Below are 17233 nucleotides of genomic sequence, written 5' to 3' on the forward strand. Positions count from 1 at the left end.
CGGGGTTCATCCGTACATGTTGGGTATCGAGCTTTGGCTCGGCTATCCCTACGAAACGGATGGGCCAGGGGAAAAATTAACCACCCGCGCCGCACTGGCGGCAGCGCCCTGCAAGGTAAATTCCGGCGCTTGCGGCTCGTCAAATCAGGACCTTCTCCTTAACAAGGTCGCGATCATGTCCTCAGCCACTTCCCTGGCCAGCTCACTGGCCAATGGCTTGCGCAAGCTGGTCGGCGCCGGCGCCCAGCAACCCCGGGGCTACCGGGTGATCAACGTCGAGCTCAAGCAGCGCATCGAACTCAGCCCGTCCATGCTGCGCCTGGTGTTCAGCGGCGAAGACATCGCCCAGGCCCGCACCCTGGCGCCGGACCAGCGCATCAAGCTGCTGTTTCCCGGGGCCGACGGCACGCCCCCGCAACTGCCGGTGGCGGGCGACTGGCAGGCGGCCCGGCGCAAGCTGCCGGCCGAGCAGCAACCGCCGATGCGCACCTACACCATTCGCGCCCTGCGCCTGCACCCCGCGGAACTGGATGTGGATTTCGTCCTGCACGGGATCAATGGCCCGGCCTCCGCCTGGGCCACCCATGCGCGGCCCGGCGACCGCCTGCAGATGGTCGTGCCGAACAAGGCCTACAGCGGCGACCCCGGCGGTTATGAATGGCTGCCGCCGGCGGGGATTCGCAAAGTGCTGCTGATGGGCGATGAAACCGCGCTGCCGGCGATTGCCGGAATCCTCGAAGAGTTGCAGGGCTATCCGGACCACCCGGACGTGCAGGCGTTCATCGAAGTGCCCCACGAAAGCGATTGCATCGACCTGCGCTGCCACCCGCTGGCGCGGATCAACTGGCTGCCCCGGGACCTGCTGGGCGCGCGCCATGGAGAAACCCTGATCCACGCCGCCCGGGAACTGGCCGAGCTGCCAGCGGCCAGCACCGAGCGCCGGCCGCTCAAGGTGTCCCAGCGCAACGACGAACAACGCCCCTGGGAAACCGCCAAGCCGGCGGACAACAGCTTCTATGCCTGGGTGGCCGGGGAGTCGGCGACGGTGATGAGCATCCGTCGCCACCTGATCAACGAGCGTGGCCAGGAACGCCGCAACCTGACCCTGATGGGTTACTGGCGCCTGGGCAGCTCGCTGGGTTGAGCCCCCGCCGAGCCACGGCAGCGACCGCCCAGCCCCGGCGCCCTGAAGCACTTTGCGGCCCTGTGGCCCGTGCGCAGCCTGCGCCAAGGGCCACACCCGGTGAACCTCAGGAAATCACGGCCGCCGGTTGCAGGTGGCGCCGGCGCTGCACGTCGAGGTGGCCCTTGAGCAGGCTCAGCACCTTGGCTTCGTGCTCGTGGATGAAGAAGTGTCCGCCGGCCAGCATGTCCACCGAGAAACTGCCATGGGTCTCCTGGCTCCAGGCGATCAGTTGCTCGGCGGTGGCGCGGTCGGCCTTGCCGCCCAGCACGTGCACCGGGCAGTTGAGCAATGGCCGCTGCAACGGACGGAAGCTGCCGCACAGCAGGAAGTCGGCCCGCAGGATCGGCAAGGTCAGGCTCATCAGTTCCTCATTGGCCAGTACCTCTTCGCGGGTGCCGTTGAGGGTGCGCAATTGCTCGATCAGCTGGGCGTCGGTCTTGGGCTCGGCAAAGCCCCGGTCATATTCACTGCGCCGGGTTGGCGCGGCGGTGCCCGAAGCAAACAGCGCCACCGGCTCCGGGCAGCCGAGGGCGCGCAACGCGTGGGCCAGTTCGCAGGCCAGCAAGGCCCCCAGGCTATGGCCAAACAAGGCGTAGGGGGCACGCAGCGTGGCGCGCACTTCCAGCGCCAGTTGCCGCGCCAGCCCACGCATGTCGGTGTGCAGCGGCTCGGCGTATCGGCTGCCACGCCCCGGCAACTCCACCGGTTGCAGGTGCAGCCACGGCGGCAACTGGCGGCGCCAGCGGCTGTAGACCATGGCGCTGGCGCCGGAATACGGCAGGCACAGCAGGTTCAACTGGGTCACGGTTATTCCCTCGACAAACAATGGACTGTTAAGGAAAACGCGACACGGGGCGGACAAATTAGTCCCCCCGTCGCTTCAGCGCATGCGCCGATAGCTCTGCAACGCCGCTCCCAGCACCACCGCGCCGCCAGCCAGGGCCAGCCAGAAGCCGCTGCGGGCGCCGAACTGATCCACCAGCGCCCCGGAACCCGCGGCCCCCAGGGCCACGCCGATGCTCAGGCCGGTGACCAGCCAGGTCAGGCCCTCGGTGAGCTTGGCCGGCGGCACGCTGCGCTCCACCAGGGCCATGGCGACGATCAGGGTCGGGGAGAAAAACAGCCCGGCAACGAACACCGCCAGGGACAGGCCGAAGATGTTGCTCGCCCACAGCAGCGGCAAGGTGGCCAGGGCCGTGGCGATGCCGCCGTACATGAACAGCCGGGGCAAGGGCGTGGCCAGTTTCAGGGCGCCGAAGGCAATGCCCGCCAGGCACGAGCCGATGGCGTACACCGAGAGCACGATGCTCGCCGCCGCCGGCTGCCCCTGCTGCTGGGCGAAGGCCACGCTGACCACATCCACCACGCCGACGATGGTGCCCATGGCCGTCATCAGCAACAGCAGCAGGCGGATTTCCACCGAACGGATGATCGAACCAGCGTGCCCTTCGGCCTGGGGATGCACCGGCGGCTCGGTGCGTTTCTGCATGACGAACACGCTAACCCCCAGCACCAGCAGCAACAGCGCGGCCAGCGGCCCGGCTTCGGCGAACAGCCCGACACTGAGGCCCACCGACAACGGTGGGCCGACGATGAAGCAGACTTCGTCGAGCACCGATTCCAGGGCGTAGGCGGTCTGCAACTGCGGCTGGCCGCGGTACAGCTCGGTCCAGCGGGCACGGACCATGGCCGACATGCTCGGCATGCACCCGGCCAGGGCGGCGCAGATGAACAGGGTCCAGTGCGGCGCTTGCAGGCGCGTGCACAGCAGCAGGGCCAACAGGGCCCCGCCCCCCAGGCCCGCGGCCAGGGGCAAGACCCGGCCCTGGCCATAGCGGTCCACCAGGCGCGAAACCTGGGGCGCGCAGAACGCCGTGGCCAGGGCGAAGGTCGCCGCCACCGAGCCGGCCAGGGCGTAGCCGTTGTGCAATTGCGCGAGCATGGTGATCAGGCCGATGCCGGTCATGGAGATCGGCATGCGCGCCACCATCCCGGCCAGGACGAAGGCCCGGCTGCCAGGGGCATTGAACAATTCGCGGTAGGGGTTTGCCATTTACAACGACTCCTTGGGGGTTGCAACTTGCCACACAGTGCTCGCGCAGTAGAAATACATACGCCGCGTATGTTAAAAAGCATGTAAACATACGCCCCGTATGTCAACCCATCATTTGTTGGAGAAGCGTGTTCATGAGCAGCCGTCCCCGCGCCGAGATGATCGAAGAAACCCGCGCCAAGCTGATTGCCAGCGCACGCCAGGCCTTTGCCCGGCTGGGCTATGCCCGGACCTCGATGGACGACCTGACCGCCGAAGCCGGGCTGACCCGGGGCGCGCTGTATCACCACTTCGGTGACAAGCAGGGGCTGCTGGCGGCGGTGGTAGAGCAGGTCGACAGTGAAATGGATGAGCGCCTGGAGGCCATCTCCGTTGCAACCGACGACCCGTGGCACGGCTTTGCCCAGCGCTGCCGGGCCTACCTGGAGATGGCCCAGGAAACGGAGATCCAGCGCATCGTCCTGCAGGATGCCCGGGCCGTGCTGGGGGAGCGGCGGCCGGCGCAGGAGCATTGCATCGACTCCCTGAGCCAACGCTTGCAGGCCCTGAGCGCCGCCGGGCTGATCGAGCCCGCGCCGAGCCATGCCCTGGCGCGCCTGATCAACGGCAGCCTGGTGGACGCGGCGCTGTGGATTGCCGCCGCCGAACCCGGCGAGCAACGCCTGCAAGCCTCCCTGCTGGGGCTTGAACTGCTGCTGCGCGGGCTGCGGCCGGGGCACTGAACGGCGCTTGCCGCCGGTGCTGATCCGCACCGCGCGCGTGCTCGAACGACGCTTGAATGGCGACAAGAGCCTCTGGCAACCTTGCGCCCGGCCCCGGTGCCGACCGGGGCCCCTGCCCTTTGTGCCTGATAGCCATAGAAGTCGCCCCATGCCCGATTCGCCGATTATTGCCGTGATGATCCACGCCGCCGACTGGCGCGCCGCCACCTTGTGGTACGCCCAGGCCTTTCCCCAGGCCCGTCGGGTCGTGCATGAGCCGGATGATTTCGGCCATTTGCAGTTCGATGGCCTGTCCCTGGAAATCGTCCCCAGCGACGCCAAGGTCGGCCAGGGCCCGGCGGGCACGGTGGTGTATTGGCACGTCGCCGACCTGCCCGGCGAAGTGCAGCGCCTAACTGCCCTGGGCGCGCGCCTGTATCGCGGGCCGATGGCCATCGAAGGCGGCGAATGGATCTGCCAGGTGCAGGACCCCTGGGGCAACTGCATGGGCCTGCGCCAGCCGGCGCCTCTCGCCTGACGCGGCATTTATCGGCACACTGAACGGCTTTTCGCCTCAGCCCCAAGGACAACGCCATGCACCAGGCGCTGCTGATCATCGACGTACAACCCTGCTTCAACCCGCCGCAATGGCTGGTGGAGGGCATCAACCGCTTGCTCGGGCGCATGCCCTCGGTGGCCACCGTGGAGCGCCATGATGAACGCCGCACGCCCTTTGCCCGGCAACTGGGCTGGCAACCGGCGGCGGACGACCAGAGCCTGGTGGCGGCCGACAAGGTCTTCATCAAGCACGGCTACGGACCGACGGCGGAGATTCTCGACCACCTGAAAAGCCTGAATCCCCAGCGCGTGCTGGTGTGTGGCATCCAGACCGATACCTGTGTCCTGGCCGCCGGTTTTGCCCTGTTCGATGCCGGCCTGCAGCCGACCCTGCTCACCGACCTGACCGTGGGCTCCTCCCTGGACCGCAGCGGCGGCCTGGGCATCGACCTGTGGCGGCACCATTTCAAGCACCTGACCTGCAGCGACGAACTGTAGCGGTCGGCGTGCCGGCGAAGGCAGTGTGAGGCCATCGATACGCCAGGTGCCAAGCAGCGCTAGACTCCGCGCCTTCGCGCCGTTCGCCTACAAAAAAGCAAGTGACTCCCCACCCATGAAAAAATGTGTCGCCCTGCTTGCCCTGCTGTTCAGCAACCCCGCCTTGTGCGCCTCGTTCAGCGATTCACCCGAAGCACTGGTCCGGCAGTTCATCGCCGACTATCAACAGTGGAGCGACAGGGCCAGTGCACGCCAAGCGGACAACGCGCCCTTGGAATCGATGGATCTGGCGCAGCAGGAGTACGCCCGGTTGCTGGCCAAGTTCTGCCTGCCGGGCTTTCAGGGCCAGCCCATTGCCTTCAGTTCCCCGGCCAGCCACGGTACGCAGTACGAACAGATCCTTTCCAGCAGCGCAACAGCCGATCGTGCGCGGGTGAAAACCCGCTCGGTCAGTCCCGAGCAGGGCTTTGCCGCCGATTACCACTACCACCTGATCTTCAGCGGCCAGCGCTGGTACCTCAGCGAGGTCTTCTACGTCGACCAGGACGGCCAGTACGAGTCGCTGTAGATCAGCCGCAACGGATTTTTGAGCTAGGGTGTTGCAAGCCCCCCACACCCGGAGTCGCCATGCCCAGCTCAGCCGCCCTGCATCAGGTCACGACCCCCAGCCTGCACCTTGCCTATGAAGCACACGGCCCGGCCACTGGCGAGCCGGTGATCCTGCTCCACGGTTTTCCCTACGACGTGCGGGCCTACGACGAGATCGCCCCGCCCCTGGCCGAACGCGGCTACCGGGTCGTCGTTCCCTACCTGCGGGGCTACGGCCCGACACGCTTTGTCAGTGAGCAGGTGATGCGCTCCGGGCAGCAGGCGGCACTGGCCCGGGACCTGCTGGAGCTGATGGACGCGCTGCAGCTCCCCCAGGCCACCCTCGCCGGCTACGACTGGGGCGGGCGCGCCGCGTGCATCGTCGCCGCGCTGTGGCCGCAGCGGGTCAAGGGCCTGATGAGCGCCGACGGCTACAACATCCAGGACATCCCCCGGGCCTGCGAACCCCGGGCGCCGGAGACCGAGCACCGGCTGTGGTACCAGTACTACTTCAACACCCCGCGCGGGGTGGACGGGCTGACGGCCAACCGTCGGGCGTTCTGCGAGCTGTTGTGGCGCCAGTGGTCGCCGACCTGGGAGCAAGGGCCGCAGTGCTATGGCCTGACCGCGCCGTCCTTCGACAACCCGGACTTTGTCGACGTGGTGATCCATTCCTACCGCCACCGCTTCGGCTACGCCCCCGGCGACCCCAGCCTGGAAAGCATCGAGCAGGCCTTGCAGGCGCAACCGCCCATCCGCGTGCCGACCATCGCCCTTTGTGGCGCCGACGACGGGGTCGGCCCGGCCATTGAGCCCGACCCCGATACCGGCCTGTTCAGCGGGCCCTATCAACGCCGGATCCTGCCCGGGGTCGGCCACAACCTGCCCCAGGAGGCCCCGCAAGCCACCCTCGACGCGCTGCTGGAGTTGCTCCAGCCCACTTGAGAAGGGCAACAGGCGCACGCCACGCGGGGGGAAAAATCGGTACACTTCGCGCCTTTGATCCCCCACAGGACATGGAATGTTACCCGCCGCGACCTCTCCCCGCCCCGGCCTGCGCCGGGCCCTGGTGCTCTGGCTCTACGCCGTCGGCGCCGGCCACTTGCTGGCCGGGCTGCTGCTGACCTGGGCCGGCCACAGCGGCCTGTTCAACGACTACCTCGGCGGCATCGAACAGGCCTTCTGGGGCGCCGCCGCGCCCGCACCGGCCCGGGCCCAGCAGATCTGGTGGCTGGGCCTGTTCGGCGCCACCCTGCAAAGCTATTCGCTGTACCTGCTGGGCCTGGTGCACCTGGGCAACCGCCTGCGCGCACCCGCGGCCTGGGCCTGGCTGATGGCCGGGATCGTGCTGTGGGCGCCCCAGGACATGTGGCTGTCCTGGCAGATGAACATGACCGCGCACCTGTGGATCGACAGCTTCGCCCTGCTGGTGCTGCTGCCGCCGCTTCTGTGGTTGCAGCGCCACGACGCCCGCCATTCCCGTCTTCCCTCGTAAAAGGACTTCACCATCGTGGCTGATTTGCCAATCCTGCAGTGGGCCATCGCCCTGTTGCTCGCCCAGGGCGTGCTCGGCGCCCTGGACACGATCTACCATCACGAACTCACCGTGGCCCTGCCGCAACGCCACGGCGCGCGCAAGGAGCTGGCGATCCATGCCCTGCGCTCGTGCTTCTACGGCGTGCTGTTCATGGGCATCGCCCACCTGGCGTTCCAGGGCATCTGGGCGCTGGTGATCGCGGTGCTGTTCGCCCTGGAAATCGGCCTGACCCTGTGGGACTTCGTGGTCGAGGACCGCAGCCGCAAGCTGCCGGCCATCGAACGCATCATGCACACTGTGCTGGCGATCAATGCCGGGGCGTTCTTCGCCCTGTACGGCCTGCAACTGCTGGAGTGGTCGCGCCTGCCCAGCGCCTTGAGCCCCATCGACCTGGGCTGGCAAGGCTGGGCCCTGAGCCTGTTCGCCGTCGGTGTGACGGCCTCGGGGGTTCGTGACGGCCTGGCGGCGTTGCGCCTGCAACGCCAGGGCCAGGGCGCCAATCCCTTTGCCGGCGGCCGCGGCAAGCGCGTGCTGGTCACCGGCGGCACCGGCTTTATCGGTGAAACCCTGGTCAACCAACTGCTGGATGCTGGGCACACGGTCAGCGTGCTGGCCCGCGATCCGCTGCGCGCCGCCTACCTGTTCGACGGCCGCGCCCGCTGCCTGCGCTCGTTGAGCAAGCTCGGCCACGGCGAAGCCTTCGACGTGATCATCAACCTGGCCGGTGCCCCGGTGGCCGGGCCACGCTGGTCGGCCAAGCGCCAGGCGCAACTGCTGGCCAGCCGGGTCGGCACCACCGAAGCCCTGCTCAACTGGCTGCAACACGCCCAGCACAAGCCGGAGCTGTGGATCCAGGCTTCGGCCATCGGTTTCTACGGGGTGCGCGACGCCAGCCAGAGCCTGGATGAAAACGCCGAGCGCGGCGAAGGCTTCATGGCCGACCTGTGCGCGCGCTGGGAATCCTCGGCGGAACCGGCGACCCGCTTCGGCGTGCGGCAGGTGGTGCTGCGCCTGGGCATCGTGTTCGGCCCCGGCGGCGCCCTGAAGCCGCTGCTGTTGCCCTTCCACTTCGGCTTTGGCGGACGCATGGGCGATGGCCAGCAGATCATGAGCTGGGTGCACCGCGACGACGTGTTGCAGGTGATGGCCCGGGCGATCAACGACACGTCGCTGTCCGGCACCTACAACATGGTGGCGCCGGAAGCGGTGAGCCAGGGCACCTTCGCCGCCACCGCCGGCAAGGTGCTCAAGCGCCCGGTGTGGCTGCATGTGCCGGCCGCGCCGGTACGGGCCCTGGCCGGGGAAATGGCCGAGTTGTTCTTCGACGGCCAGAAAGTGCTGCCCGCGCGCCTGCTGCAGGCCGGCTACCGCTTCCGTTACCCGACCCTGGACGCGGCCCTGCGCGACCTGACCTGAGCTGAGGAACGCCCATGAGCAAGCCCCTGTTGTACCTGCTGGCGGGCAATGGCAGCGCCGCCGACTGGTGGGACGATGCCCTGCCGCACTTCCAGCGCTATCAGGTGCAGCCCCTGGAGCTGCCGGGGTTTGGCGACAACCCGCTGCCGCCCTGCCAGGACCTGGGTGAATACGCCGAGGCCCTGCTGGGCATGACCGCGCCGGGCAACGCGATTGTCGCGGTGGGGGTCAGCGCGCTGATCGTGCTGCACGCCCTGCAACGCCGCCCCGGGCATTTCTGCCGCAGCGTGCTGCTGTCGCCGGTGGGGGCCTTTCTCTGGCAACGGCGCTTGCCGGCGTTGATGTCGCCGCTGCCGGCGCGCCTGCTGATTCATGGCCTGCTGAGCCATAAACCAACCCTGTTCGCCGGCAAGTTCTCGCGCCAGCCGTGGACCCAGGAGCAGTACCGGCGCATGGGTTCGGGCTATGCCCGCTGCCGGGCGTTCGTGCCGCTGTGGCAACAGCTGCGGGCCGACACCGCGCTGCCGCTGCTGGAGTGGATCAAGGACCCGGTGCACCTGGTCTGGGGCGATCAGGACCGGCTGCTGGGAGTGGCCCAGGCCGCGGCCTGGTCGGCGATCCTGGCCCGGGCCGACTTGCGGGTCAGCCTGCAGCCGGGTTGGGGCCATTACCCCTGGATCGATGCGCCGGCCGAGTTCGTCGCCTGGCTGGAGTCCGCCGACCCGGGCTTTGTCGCCCACACCAAGGGCGGCCGCCTGCACCTGGCGCAACTGGCCGGCCAGCCGGTGCCCAGCGCCCTGTCCCTGGACAGCGCCGGCGACCCGCGCCTGCCGGCCCTGCTCGGCAGCCAGCCCGAGGCGCTGTGGGCGGTGCGCTCCTCCAGCTACGGCGAGGACCAGGCCGACTCGGCCAACGCCGGCCTGAGCACCACTTACCTGCGGGTCGCCAGCGCGGACGTGCCCGCGCGCATCAGCGAACTGCGCGACGCCGGGGTCGAGGAAGTGGTGGTGCAGCGCTTCATCCAGCCGACTCTTTCGGGGATCGCCTTCGTGCGCCATCTCTCGGTGGAACTGGAATGGGTCGAAGGCCATCTGGAATGCCTCGCCGACGGCCAGGTCAGCCCGCAGCGGGCGATTCTTTCGCGCCTGGGCCCGGCCTGGGAAAGCGGCGCCTTCGCCAGCACCCAGGGCCTGAGCGCCAGCGCCCTGTGGGACTTCCTGCAAGGGGTGCTGAAGACCTTTCACTACGTGCCCGGCGATGTCGAATGGGCCTGGGACGGCCAGCAACTGTGGCTGCTGCAGTACCGCCCGATCAGCGACTACGGCTGGCGCCGGCACCTGACCGCGGCCAATATCGCCGAGATCCTGCCGCCGCAGCCCAGCCGTTTCGTCGAGTACGGCCAGCGCCGCACGGCGGCAAGCATTCCGGCGATCATGGCGCGCTGGGACGCCCGGGTGCTGCAGGACAACGAGCCCTTCACCGCGCTGTTCGGCGGCGCTTCCTACATCAACAACGACCTGTTCCTGGCGCGGCTGGCCGATTGGGGCCTGCCCTCCTCGCGCTATGCCGGCGAAGTCGGCGGCGCCACCCCAGAGCTGCCCTTGCGCCCGTTGCGGCTGTTGCGCTCGCTGCCGCGCTTCCTGCGCATGCAGCACATCGCCCGCGGCCACTTGCTGACCCTGGAAGCGGGCTTGCGGCGCTTTGACCGGGAGCTGGCGCAGTTGCAAGGCGCCGGGGCCGACGGCCAGCAACTGGCGGACTGGTTCAGCCGCTTCTACGTGTTCGTGGTGCAGGGCAACCTGTGCATCGCCACCGCCCTGGCCAGCAGCGGCGGCGCGCTGCTGGGGCGCCCGCCCACCGCCTACGACAACCTGAACCACAGCCCGCATCGCCTGCCCTGGGAAACCGACCCCGGCACCCCGCGCCCGGCCTGCGCCGAGCTGCCGCTGCAAGCCTTCCCGCAGTGGCACCCGGCCATTGCCCTGGCCCACCGCCTGGGCCTGCCGGGCATGCGCGGCTATTACCTGCAAGTGCGCGAGTGGTACCGGGACAACCTGATGCGGATCTTCTTCCGCCTGCACCACGCCGTGCCCGAAGCCGAGCGCGGCTACTGGTTCGCCCCCCACGAGCAGGTGCGCAGCCGTGGTGGCAGCTTCTGGCAGGACGGGCGCGAAGGCAGCGAACAGGCCGCGGGCTTCATGATCTATCCGGGGCAGGTCCAGGGCGTATTGGGGGTCGACATTCTCCTGGAAGACACCCTCGACCCCGGGCGCCATGCCCACTACCAACAGGCCCGGGCGGTGATCGCGCGCATGGGCGGGCGCCTGTCCCACGGTTCGACCCTGCTGCGCGAGCTGCGCAAGCCCTCGGCGGTGCTGCCCCAGGTGGACCCGGCCTGGGTCGGCCGCAAGGTGCGGTATGCCGACGGCCAGCTGAGCCTGGTCGAAGGCTGAACCGCGCACCCCGGGCTCAGGCCTGCTCGGTGGCGGCGAAACGTTCGCGGTAGGCCTGGGGCGTTACCCCCAGGGCCCGCAGCAGGCTGCGGCGCAGGGTTTCTTCACTGCCAAAACCGCATTGCGCGGCGATGCGCTTGATCGGCAGGCCGGTGTCGGCCAGCAGGCGCCGCGCGGTTTCCACCCGGATCAGCTCGATCGCCCGGGCCGGGGTCTGGCCGGTGTCGGCGCGGTAGTGGCGAACGAAGCTGCGCTCGCTCATGCGCGCCTGCTGGGCCAGCACCGGCAGCGTCAGCTCGCGACTGAGATTCTCGGCGATCCAGGCGTGCAGCCCATCGAAACGCCCGCCCTGGTTTTGCAGCGACAGGGTCACGCTGAACTGCGACTGGCCGCCCGGGCGCTTGAGAAACACCACCAGTTGCCGGGCCACCTCCAGTGCTGCCTCGCGCCCCAGGTCGGCCTCCACCAGGGCCAGGGCCAGGTCGATGCCGGCGGTGACCCCGGCCGAGGTCCACACTGGGCCATCGTTGATGAAGATCGGGTTGGGCTCCACCCGCAGCTGCGGGTATTGCTCGGCCAACTGCTCGCAGCGGGTCCAGTGGGTGACCACCCGGCGCCCGTCCAGCCAGCCGCTGGCGGCCAGCAGAAAGGCCCCGGTGCAGACCGAAGCCACCCGCCGCGAGGTCGCCGCGCGCTGGGCGACCCAGGCCACCAGTTGCGGGTCCCGAGCCGCCTCGTAGACACCCCAACCGCCGGCAACGATCAAGGTGTCGCAGGCCACTTCCGGCGCTGGCAGGGCATCGGCCAGCAGCGCCAGCCCCGATGAACTCAGGGTTGCCCCACCCGGGCTGGCGATCACCCGCGGATGGTAGGGCAAGGGCAGGCCCAGGCCACGGGCCCGGTCATTGGCCGAGGCGAACACCTGCAACGGGCCGGTGACATCCAGCAACTGGTGATTGGCGAAAGCCAGGACAAATACGTTTTTCGGCGCAGTGGGCATGATTGGCGTAAATCGAGGGCAGGTTGGCGAATGCGCCAAAGCCTAGAGCGCTAGAGTCAGGCCGTCCACTTCATCGACACAAGGAACAGGCCATGGCGTTACAGATAGGTTTTCTGTTGTTTCCAGAGGTCCAGCAGCTGGACCTGACCGGTCCCCACGACGTGCTGGCCTCGCTGCCGGATGTGCAGGTGCAGCTGATCTGGAAGGAACCGGGGCCAGTGGTTGCCAGCTCCGGGCTGGTGCTGCAGGCCACCACCGGTTTTGCCGACTGCCCGCCGCTGGATGTGCTCTGCATCCCCGGTGGCGCCGGGGTCGGGGCGCTGATGGAAGACCCGCAGACCCTGGCCTTCATCCGCCAGCAGGCGGCCCGGGTGCGCTACCTGACCTCGGTGTGCACCGGCGCCCTGGTGCTCGGCGCCGCCGGCCTGCTGCAGGGCAAGCGCGCCACCACCCACTGGGCCTACCACGAACTGCTGGCGCCGCTGGGGGCGATCCCGGTGCGGGAACGGGTGGTTCGCGACGGTAACCTGCTGACCGGCGGCGGCATCACCGCCGGCATCGACTTCGCCCTGACCCTGGCCGCTGAACTGTTCGACGCCGCCACCGCGCAGTTGGTGCAGCTGCAACTGGAATACGCCCCGGCGCCGCCGTTCGATGCCGGCAGCCCGGACACCGCGCCGGCCAGCGTGGTGCAGCTAGCCCGCCAGCGCACCACGGACTCGCTGCACAAACGCCGGGAAATCACCCTGCGCGCAGCGGCCAGGTTGCACGCCGGCTGACCACACCGGCTGAGGCTCCGGGCACCGCTCAGGCGCGCTGCACCGGGCCCTGGCGGGCATTGCCGAGCAACTGGGTAATGGCGCCATCGCCATAGGTGCGCTCGACCCTGGAAATCACCACCTGGTAACCGGCGTACCAGCGCCGGTACTGGCGCTTGGCTTCGAGGTGCCTGGGGTGGCTGGCAAAGGCCTGGATCGAGGCTTCGTCCTCCCAGTAGTAGCTGGCGTTGATCAGCCCCTGGTCGGCGCTGGTCCAGGATTGGGCGCCGACGAAGCCCGGCAGGCTGATGGCGATTTCATCGATCAGTGCACTGAGGCGGTGGAACTCCTCGTCGCGCTGGCCCGGCTGGTAGATAAAAGCGGCGATGTACATGGGCAAACTCCGTTTGGGTAATGAATCAGACCGGGCGCGCCAGCAGCGCCAGGCGCAGGGCCAGGGCCAGCAGCACCGCCGCCAGCAGCCAGGATTGCCAGCGGGCCAGCCGCGAATCGCCGCTGGGCAAGCCACGGCCCAGGGCCGCGCCGAAGATCCCCAGGCTGGTGTGAAAGACCCCGCTGACCAGGGTCAGCAGCAAGCCCAGGACCACCAGTTGCACGGCGATGCTGCCGCGCTCCGGGCGCACGAACTGCGGCAGGAAGACCATGAAGAACAGCAGCGCCTTGGGGTTCAGCAGGCTGTTGCACAAGGCCCGGACAAACACCGTGGACAGCGGCACCCGCGCCGGGTCGGCCAGGTTCAGGGCGCCGCGCTTGCCCAGGGCCTTCCAGGCCAGCCACAGCAGGTAGGCAACCCCGGCATAGCGGATCAGCTCGAACGCTGGCGGCCAGCTGGCCACCACGGCGGTCACCCCGGTGGCCGTGAGCAGGGTCAGGCCGATATCCGCCGCGCCGATGCCCAGCCCCGAAGCCACGCTACCGCGCCAGCCGTAGGCCACGCCGTGGCTGATGACAAACGCCATGTTCGGTCCCGGTGACAGCAGCAACAGCAGCACCGCGCCCAGGAAGATCGACAGGGTGGTCAAGTCCGGCATGCCAGTGTGCTCCTGCGCAAAAGTCGCTAGATTAGAGCCCCTATCTGATACAAACAAAAAAGTGTTCTAGATACATAAGGTGGCCGAACATGCGCCGTACCCGCTACAAAACCATCGTCGACCACTTCGCCCAGCGCATCCGCAGCGGCCAGCTGTGCCCCGGCACCCAACTGCCCACGGTGCGCGCGCTGATGGCCAGCGAGCAGGTGGCCCTGGCCACGGCGCTGCGGGTCTATCACGAGCTGGAGGCCATCGGCCTGGTGGTCGGCGAGCCCGGGCGCGGCACCTTTGTCCGCGACACCAGCCTGCCGCGGGGCATGGGCCTGGAGCAGCACCCGACCCGCGCCGCCTCGGTGGATCTGGCGTTCAACTACCCGTCCCTGCCCGGCCAGGCGGAAAGCCTGCGCGAGGGGCTGCGGGCGATTGCCGCCTCTGGCGACCTGGATGCGCTGCTGCATTCCGCGCCCCAGGGCGGCCGCCCCCATGAACGGCAGACCGCGGCACGCCACCTGCGCAACCGTGAAATCCGCGTCGCGGGCGAACAGGTACTGATCGTCAATGGTGCCCAGCAAGGGCTGGCGGTGAGCGTGCTGGCGCTGCTGCAGCCCGGGGACATCCTGGCGGTGGACGCCCTGACCTACCCGGGGCTCAAGACCCTGGCCCAGGTCCAGCGCCTGGATCTGGAACCGCTGCCCCAGCACAACGGGCAGATGGACCTCGACGCCCTGCAGGCCCTGTGCCGCCGGCGCCCGGTGCGGGCGCTGTACTGCATGCCGACCCTGCACAACCCGCTGGGCACGGTGATGCCCCTGGTCGAACGCCGGCGCCTGGTGCAACTGGCTCGCGAGCATGACCTGCTGCTGATCGAGGACGGCGCCTATGCCTTTCTCGCCGAACCGGCGCCGGTGCCGCTGCAGACCCTGGCCCCGGAACGCACGCTGTACATTTCCGGGCTGTCGAAAAGCGTCGCGTCGGGGTTGCGCCTGGGGTTCATCGTCGCGCCGCTGGAGATGATCCCGGCCCTGGAACGGGCGATTCGCGTGTCCACCTGGAGCACCCCGTCGCTGACCGTGACCCTGGGCTGCCGCTGGATCGAGTCGGGGCTGGTGGACAGCCTGGAAGAGCAGAAGCGCAACGACGCCCGGCGCCGCCAGCAACTGGCCGCGCGGGTGCTCAAGGGCTGCGACTACCAGGCCTACCCCTCATCGTATTTTCTCTGGCTGAAACTGCCGGAAGGGCTGCGGGCCGATGCGGTCGTGTCAGCCCTGGAGCAGCAGGGAATCACCGTGACCTCGGCCGAACCCTTCGCCACCACCGCCCACGTGCCCCAGGCCTTGCGCCTGGCCCTGGGCTCCATCGGCCTGCCGCTGCTGCAGCAGGCCCTGGAGAAGGTCCGCAACGAAATCACCCGCTGAGCGGCGTCAATGGCCGGGCGCATCATCCGTGGCGGGCGGTTCGCCAGCCGTACTGCCCTTCGGATCACGCCAGCGCCGCCAGATCGACGTGATCTTCCGGCCGATCATCCACAGCGCGCCAATGATATTGGCCAGGACAAAAGCCCCCAGGATAAAGGCCAGCGTGGATAACAGGCCGGGGCAATCCGGCCTGTTGCACGACGCAGCGCCCCAACTCAATGTGGGAACCAGCGCCGCCCCCAGCACCACGACCTGCCGCCATCGCGGCCAATTGCCCATACGCCCGCGGCTAGCGCCGGGCTGAATAAAAACTGCCACGTTCAGGTTCCACTGCTTGAAGTATCAAAGCGGCCAGCGCACCCAAGCAGCAGGCACAAACAGCCGGACGAAAAAAAACCCGCCGAAGCGGGTTTTTTCCAAGACCATCATGACTTCCTGTCTGCAGCATCCGTGCTAATGGTCGATCTTCCGTGATCCTGAGCGCTTCCTGCGCTGCAGTTGTGGGAAGGAAGATTAAACACAAAGCCGGGTCCGCAGAAGGCGCATTGAATTACAGCGCGTGTAGGAAATTCGCTATACCGCACCTACGCAAACCCCTAGCTCAGCCCTCCAGTGCCTGGGCGGCCAACGCCGCGAGCTTGAGCTGGTGCTGCGCTCCGGGCTGATGATCGTCCTGGAGGAACCAGGCGGCGGACAGACCACTGAAGGCCAGCACCCATTGCACCAGGCGTCGCGGCTCCAGCTGCGCGGCCCGGGCAATCACCTGCACCTGGCGAGCAAAACGCACGGGGTCGGTGGCGCTGGGCAAATCCGGGTTGCAGATCAGGTTGGCGAAATCGAAAGTACGCTCGCCATGGACCCGCTTGGGGTCGATCACCCGCCAGCCGCCCTCGGCGAAATCCAGCACATTGTCGTGGTGTACATCTCCGTGCAGCACCACCGGTTCCCGGGGCGTGGCCAGCAGTTGTTCGGCTTGCGCCAGGCAGCGCAGGAACAACCCGCCCTGCTGCGCCGCCGCCTCGCGCAGGTCGGTAAACCAGCGATCCAGCGGCACCAGCGATGGCTGGGGTTGCGCCCGCGGCCGGTGCAGCGTTTGCAGGGTGGCGCAGACGATATGGCTGACCTCATCGTGCTGGCCGGCCAGGGCCATGCGCATCAATGACTCCGCGCCCATGGCGCGCTCCATCAACAGTGCATCGTCCTCCTGGGCATGGACCCGCGCCGCGCCCTCCCCGGCCCACCAGGCCATCAGCCGGTTGCCGGCCTGCTCATCTTCGTCCAGGGCAATCTTCAACATGGCCGGCGCACCGTCTTGCAGACGCACCGGCAACAGCCGGCTGCCCGAGGTGACGATGGGGTCGCCATCCGGCGTCAGGCACCAACGGTTTACATAGGTTTCAAACAAGGGAGCGGCTCCAGGCGATAAGCGACAAGTTTCAAGCGGCACGACCTGATCTGCAACCCGCCACTTGCCGCTTGACGCGGCTGTGCTTCAGCCCGGCTGCAGGTAGTTCTCGATATTGCTCATCTGCTCGTCCCAGCCCCGGCTGTTCATGCGGAAGGCCTTGAGCCGGCGCTCGGCGGGGATGCCGTCAAAGCCCGCTTCGGTGACCCGCAGCAAGGTGCCGCCGGCGTGCTCTTCCAGTTCGAACTGCACCAGGGTGGTGGGTTCGACCGAATAGTCCTGCGCCGGGTCGATGGCATAAGGGTGCCAGCGGAAGGAGAACAACTCCTCGGGCAGCATCTGCTCCACCAGCACATCCCAGGTCAGGTGCTCGTAGCCTGGGTAGGTCACCGCGCCCCGGGCCCGCTGACCGGGCATGAACCGCTGGCCGGCCAGGGCCACGCCGAACCAGCGGCCAAAGGTCTCGGCGTCGCTCAGGGCCTGCCAGACCTGGGTCGGGCTAGCCTTGAGCAGGATCTTGCGTTCGATGCGATCTGAAGAATTCATGGGTCACCTCCAGTGATGAACACTAGACCTCTCTGAGTCGAGCGCAACCTTTATCGAGCGGCTGGCG

19 protein-coding genes are annotated in these 17233 nt (G+C 68.2%); 11 read left to right on the forward strand and 8 right to left on the reverse strand.

The window, feature by feature from the left end; translation table 11 throughout:
- Positions 1-175: 175 nt before the first annotated feature.
- Positions 176-1144 carry a siderophore-interacting protein gene (locus tag LXM55_RS21490; protein WP_233322228.1) on the forward strand — a complete coding sequence of 323 codons (969 nt, stop codon included), beginning with the start codon at positions 176-178 and terminating at the stop codon, positions 1142-1144.
- A gap of 106 nt (positions 1145-1250) precedes the next feature.
- Here the strand turns inward: LXM55_RS21490 and LXM55_RS21495 are convergent, their stop codons facing one another.
- Both LXM55_RS21495 and LXM55_RS21500 read right to left on the reverse strand, forming a co-directional pair.
- Positions 1251-1991: a thioesterase II family protein gene (locus tag LXM55_RS21495; RefSeq protein WP_233322229.1), complete on the reverse strand. Its 741-nt coding sequence runs from the start codon at positions 1989-1991 to the stop codon at positions 1251-1253.
- Between the two features lie 75 nt (positions 1992-2066).
- Entirely contained in the window at positions 2067-3239 is a 1173-nt protein-coding gene (locus LXM55_RS21500) for an MFS transporter (RefSeq protein ID WP_233322230.1), read from the reverse strand.
- A gap of 134 nt (positions 3240-3373) precedes the next feature.
- Here LXM55_RS21500 and LXM55_RS21505 point away from each other — a divergent pair, with 134 nt between their 5' ends.
- From LXM55_RS21505 to LXM55_RS21540, 8 genes are all read left to right on the forward strand, one after another.
- A complete protein-coding gene (locus LXM55_RS21505; protein ID WP_233322231.1) occupies positions 3374-3961 on the forward strand; it encodes a TetR/AcrR family transcriptional regulator in 588 nt (195 codons plus the stop codon).
- Between the two features lie 148 nt (positions 3962-4109).
- Complete coding sequence (locus tag LXM55_RS21510; RefSeq protein WP_233322232.1) at positions 4110-4478, forward strand: VOC family protein; 369 nt, start codon at positions 4110-4112, stop codon at positions 4476-4478.
- A gap of 56 nt (positions 4479-4534) precedes the next feature.
- Positions 4535-4996: a cysteine hydrolase family protein gene (locus LXM55_RS21515; protein ID WP_233322233.1), complete on the forward strand. Its 462-nt coding sequence runs from the start codon at positions 4535-4537 to the stop codon at positions 4994-4996.
- Positions 4997-5111: 115 nt separating this feature from the next.
- Positions 5112-5564 carry a hypothetical protein gene (locus tag LXM55_RS21520; protein WP_233322234.1) on the forward strand — a complete coding sequence of 151 codons (453 nt, stop codon included), beginning with the start codon at positions 5112-5114 and terminating at the stop codon, positions 5562-5564.
- A gap of 59 nt (positions 5565-5623) precedes the next feature.
- Positions 5624-6529, forward strand: a complete 906-nt coding sequence (locus tag LXM55_RS21525) for an alpha/beta fold hydrolase (RefSeq protein WP_233322235.1) — start codon at positions 5624-5626, stop codon at positions 6527-6529.
- Between the two features lie 76 nt (positions 6530-6605).
- Positions 6606-7079 carry a hypothetical protein gene (locus tag LXM55_RS21530; protein WP_233322236.1) on the forward strand — a complete coding sequence of 158 codons (474 nt, stop codon included), beginning with the start codon at positions 6606-6608 and terminating at the stop codon, positions 7077-7079.
- A gap of 15 nt (positions 7080-7094) precedes the next feature.
- Entirely contained in the window at positions 7095-8537 is a 1443-nt protein-coding gene (locus tag LXM55_RS21535; RefSeq protein ID WP_233322237.1) for a TIGR01777 family oxidoreductase, read from the forward strand.
- Positions 8538-8551: 14 nt separating this feature from the next.
- Positions 8552-10990, forward strand: coding sequence for an alpha/beta hydrolase (locus LXM55_RS21540; protein WP_233322238.1), 2439 nt, complete (start codon positions 8552-8554; stop codon positions 10988-10990).
- A gap of 16 nt (positions 10991-11006) precedes the next feature.
- Here LXM55_RS21540 and LXM55_RS21545 read toward each other — a convergent pair whose 3' ends face one another.
- Positions 11007-11990 (reverse strand): GlxA family transcriptional regulator, encoded by a 984-nt coding sequence (locus tag LXM55_RS21545; protein WP_233322239.1) that lies wholly within the window; start codon positions 11988-11990, stop codon positions 11007-11009.
- A 92-nt stretch (positions 11991-12082) separates the two neighbouring features.
- On the opposite strand from LXM55_RS21545, the gene inhA reads away from it, so the two are divergent.
- Positions 12083-12769 carry an isonitrile hydratase gene (gene inhA / locus LXM55_RS21550; protein ID WP_233322240.1) on the forward strand — a complete coding sequence of 229 codons (687 nt, stop codon included), beginning with the start codon at positions 12083-12085 and terminating at the stop codon, positions 12767-12769.
- 28 nt (positions 12770-12797) lie between these two features.
- Here inhA and LXM55_RS21555 read toward each other — a convergent pair whose 3' ends face one another.
- Both LXM55_RS21555 and LXM55_RS21560 read right to left on the reverse strand, forming a co-directional pair.
- Positions 12798-13142 carry an antibiotic biosynthesis monooxygenase family protein gene (locus LXM55_RS21555; protein ID WP_233322241.1) on the reverse strand — a complete coding sequence of 115 codons (345 nt, stop codon included), beginning with the start codon at positions 13140-13142 and terminating at the stop codon, positions 12798-12800.
- A gap of 25 nt (positions 13143-13167) precedes the next feature.
- Complete coding sequence (locus tag LXM55_RS21560) at positions 13168-13800, reverse strand: LysE family translocator (RefSeq protein WP_233322242.1); 633 nt, start codon at positions 13798-13800, stop codon at positions 13168-13170.
- Between the two features lie 89 nt (positions 13801-13889).
- Between LXM55_RS21560 and LXM55_RS21565 the strand changes: the two genes are divergently transcribed.
- Positions 13890-15215, forward strand: coding sequence for an aminotransferase-like domain-containing protein (locus LXM55_RS21565; protein ID WP_233322243.1), 1326 nt, complete (start codon positions 13890-13892; stop codon positions 15213-15215).
- Positions 15216-15221: 6 nt separating this feature from the next.
- Here the strand turns inward: LXM55_RS21565 and LXM55_RS21570 are convergent, their stop codons facing one another.
- The 3 genes from LXM55_RS21570 to LXM55_RS21580 all read right to left on the reverse strand — a co-directional run bounded on the left by LXM55_RS21570 (position 15222) and on the right by LXM55_RS21580 (position 17166).
- Positions 15222-15533: a hypothetical protein gene (locus LXM55_RS21570; protein WP_233322244.1), complete on the reverse strand. Its 312-nt coding sequence runs from the start codon at positions 15531-15533 to the stop codon at positions 15222-15224.
- A gap of 283 nt (positions 15534-15816) precedes the next feature.
- Positions 15817-16620, reverse strand: a complete 804-nt coding sequence (locus LXM55_RS21575; protein WP_233322245.1) for an aminoglycoside phosphotransferase family protein — start codon at positions 16618-16620, stop codon at positions 15817-15819.
- 87 nt (positions 16621-16707) lie between these two features.
- Positions 16708-17166 carry an SRPBCC family protein gene (locus tag LXM55_RS21580; protein WP_233322246.1) on the reverse strand — a complete coding sequence of 153 codons (459 nt, stop codon included), beginning with the start codon at positions 17164-17166 and terminating at the stop codon, positions 16708-16710.
- Between the last annotated feature and the right edge of the window lie 67 nt (positions 17167-17233).

It is taken from the genome of Pseudomonas sp. Au-Pse12 (genome assembly GCF_021341665.1).
Taxonomy (GTDB): Bacteria; Pseudomonadota; Gammaproteobacteria; order Pseudomonadales; family Pseudomonadaceae; genus Aquipseudomonas.

Coding starts and splice junctions, on each gene's coding strand:
- LXM55_RS21490 (WP_233322228.1), top strand. CDS start 176: ATGTCCTCAGCCACTTCCCTGGCCAGCTCACTGGCCAATGGCTTGCGC.
- LXM55_RS21500 (WP_233322230.1), bottom strand. CDS start 3,239: ATGGCAAACCCCTACCGCGAATTGTTCAATGCCCCTGGCAGCCGGGCC.
- LXM55_RS21505 (WP_233322231.1), top strand. CDS start 3,374: ATGAGCAGCCGTCCCCGCGCCGAGATGATCGAAGAAACCCGCGCCAAG.
- LXM55_RS21510 (WP_233322232.1), top strand. CDS start 4,110: ATGCCCGATTCGCCGATTATTGCCGTGATGATCCACGCCGCCGACTGG.
- LXM55_RS21515 (WP_233322233.1), top strand. CDS start 4,535: ATGCACCAGGCGCTGCTGATCATCGACGTACAACCCTGCTTCAACCCG.
- LXM55_RS21520 (WP_233322234.1), top strand. CDS start 5,112: ATGAAAAAATGTGTCGCCCTGCTTGCCCTGCTGTTCAGCAACCCCGCC.
- LXM55_RS21525 (WP_233322235.1), top strand. CDS start 5,624: ATGCCCAGCTCAGCCGCCCTGCATCAGGTCACGACCCCCAGCCTGCAC.
- LXM55_RS21530 (WP_233322236.1), top strand. CDS start 6,606: ATGTTACCCGCCGCGACCTCTCCCCGCCCCGGCCTGCGCCGGGCCCTG.
- LXM55_RS21540 (WP_233322238.1), top strand. CDS start 8,552: ATGAGCAAGCCCCTGTTGTACCTGCTGGCGGGCAATGGCAGCGCCGCC.
- LXM55_RS21545 (WP_233322239.1), bottom strand. CDS start 11,990: ATGCCCACTGCGCCGAAAAACGTATTTGTCCTGGCTTTCGCCAATCAC.
- inhA (WP_233322240.1), top strand. CDS start 12,083: ATGGCGTTACAGATAGGTTTTCTGTTGTTTCCAGAGGTCCAGCAGCTG.
- LXM55_RS21555 (WP_233322241.1), bottom strand. CDS start 13,142: ATGTACATCGCCGCTTTTATCTACCAGCCGGGCCAGCGCGACGAGGAG.
- LXM55_RS21560 (WP_233322242.1), bottom strand. CDS start 13,800: ATGCCGGACTTGACCACCCTGTCGATCTTCCTGGGCGCGGTGCTGCTG.
- LXM55_RS21565 (WP_233322243.1), top strand. CDS start 13,890: ATGCGCCGTACCCGCTACAAAACCATCGTCGACCACTTCGCCCAGCGC.
- LXM55_RS21580 (WP_233322246.1), bottom strand. CDS start 17,166: ATGAATTCTTCAGATCGCATCGAACGCAAGATCCTGCTCAAGGCTAGC.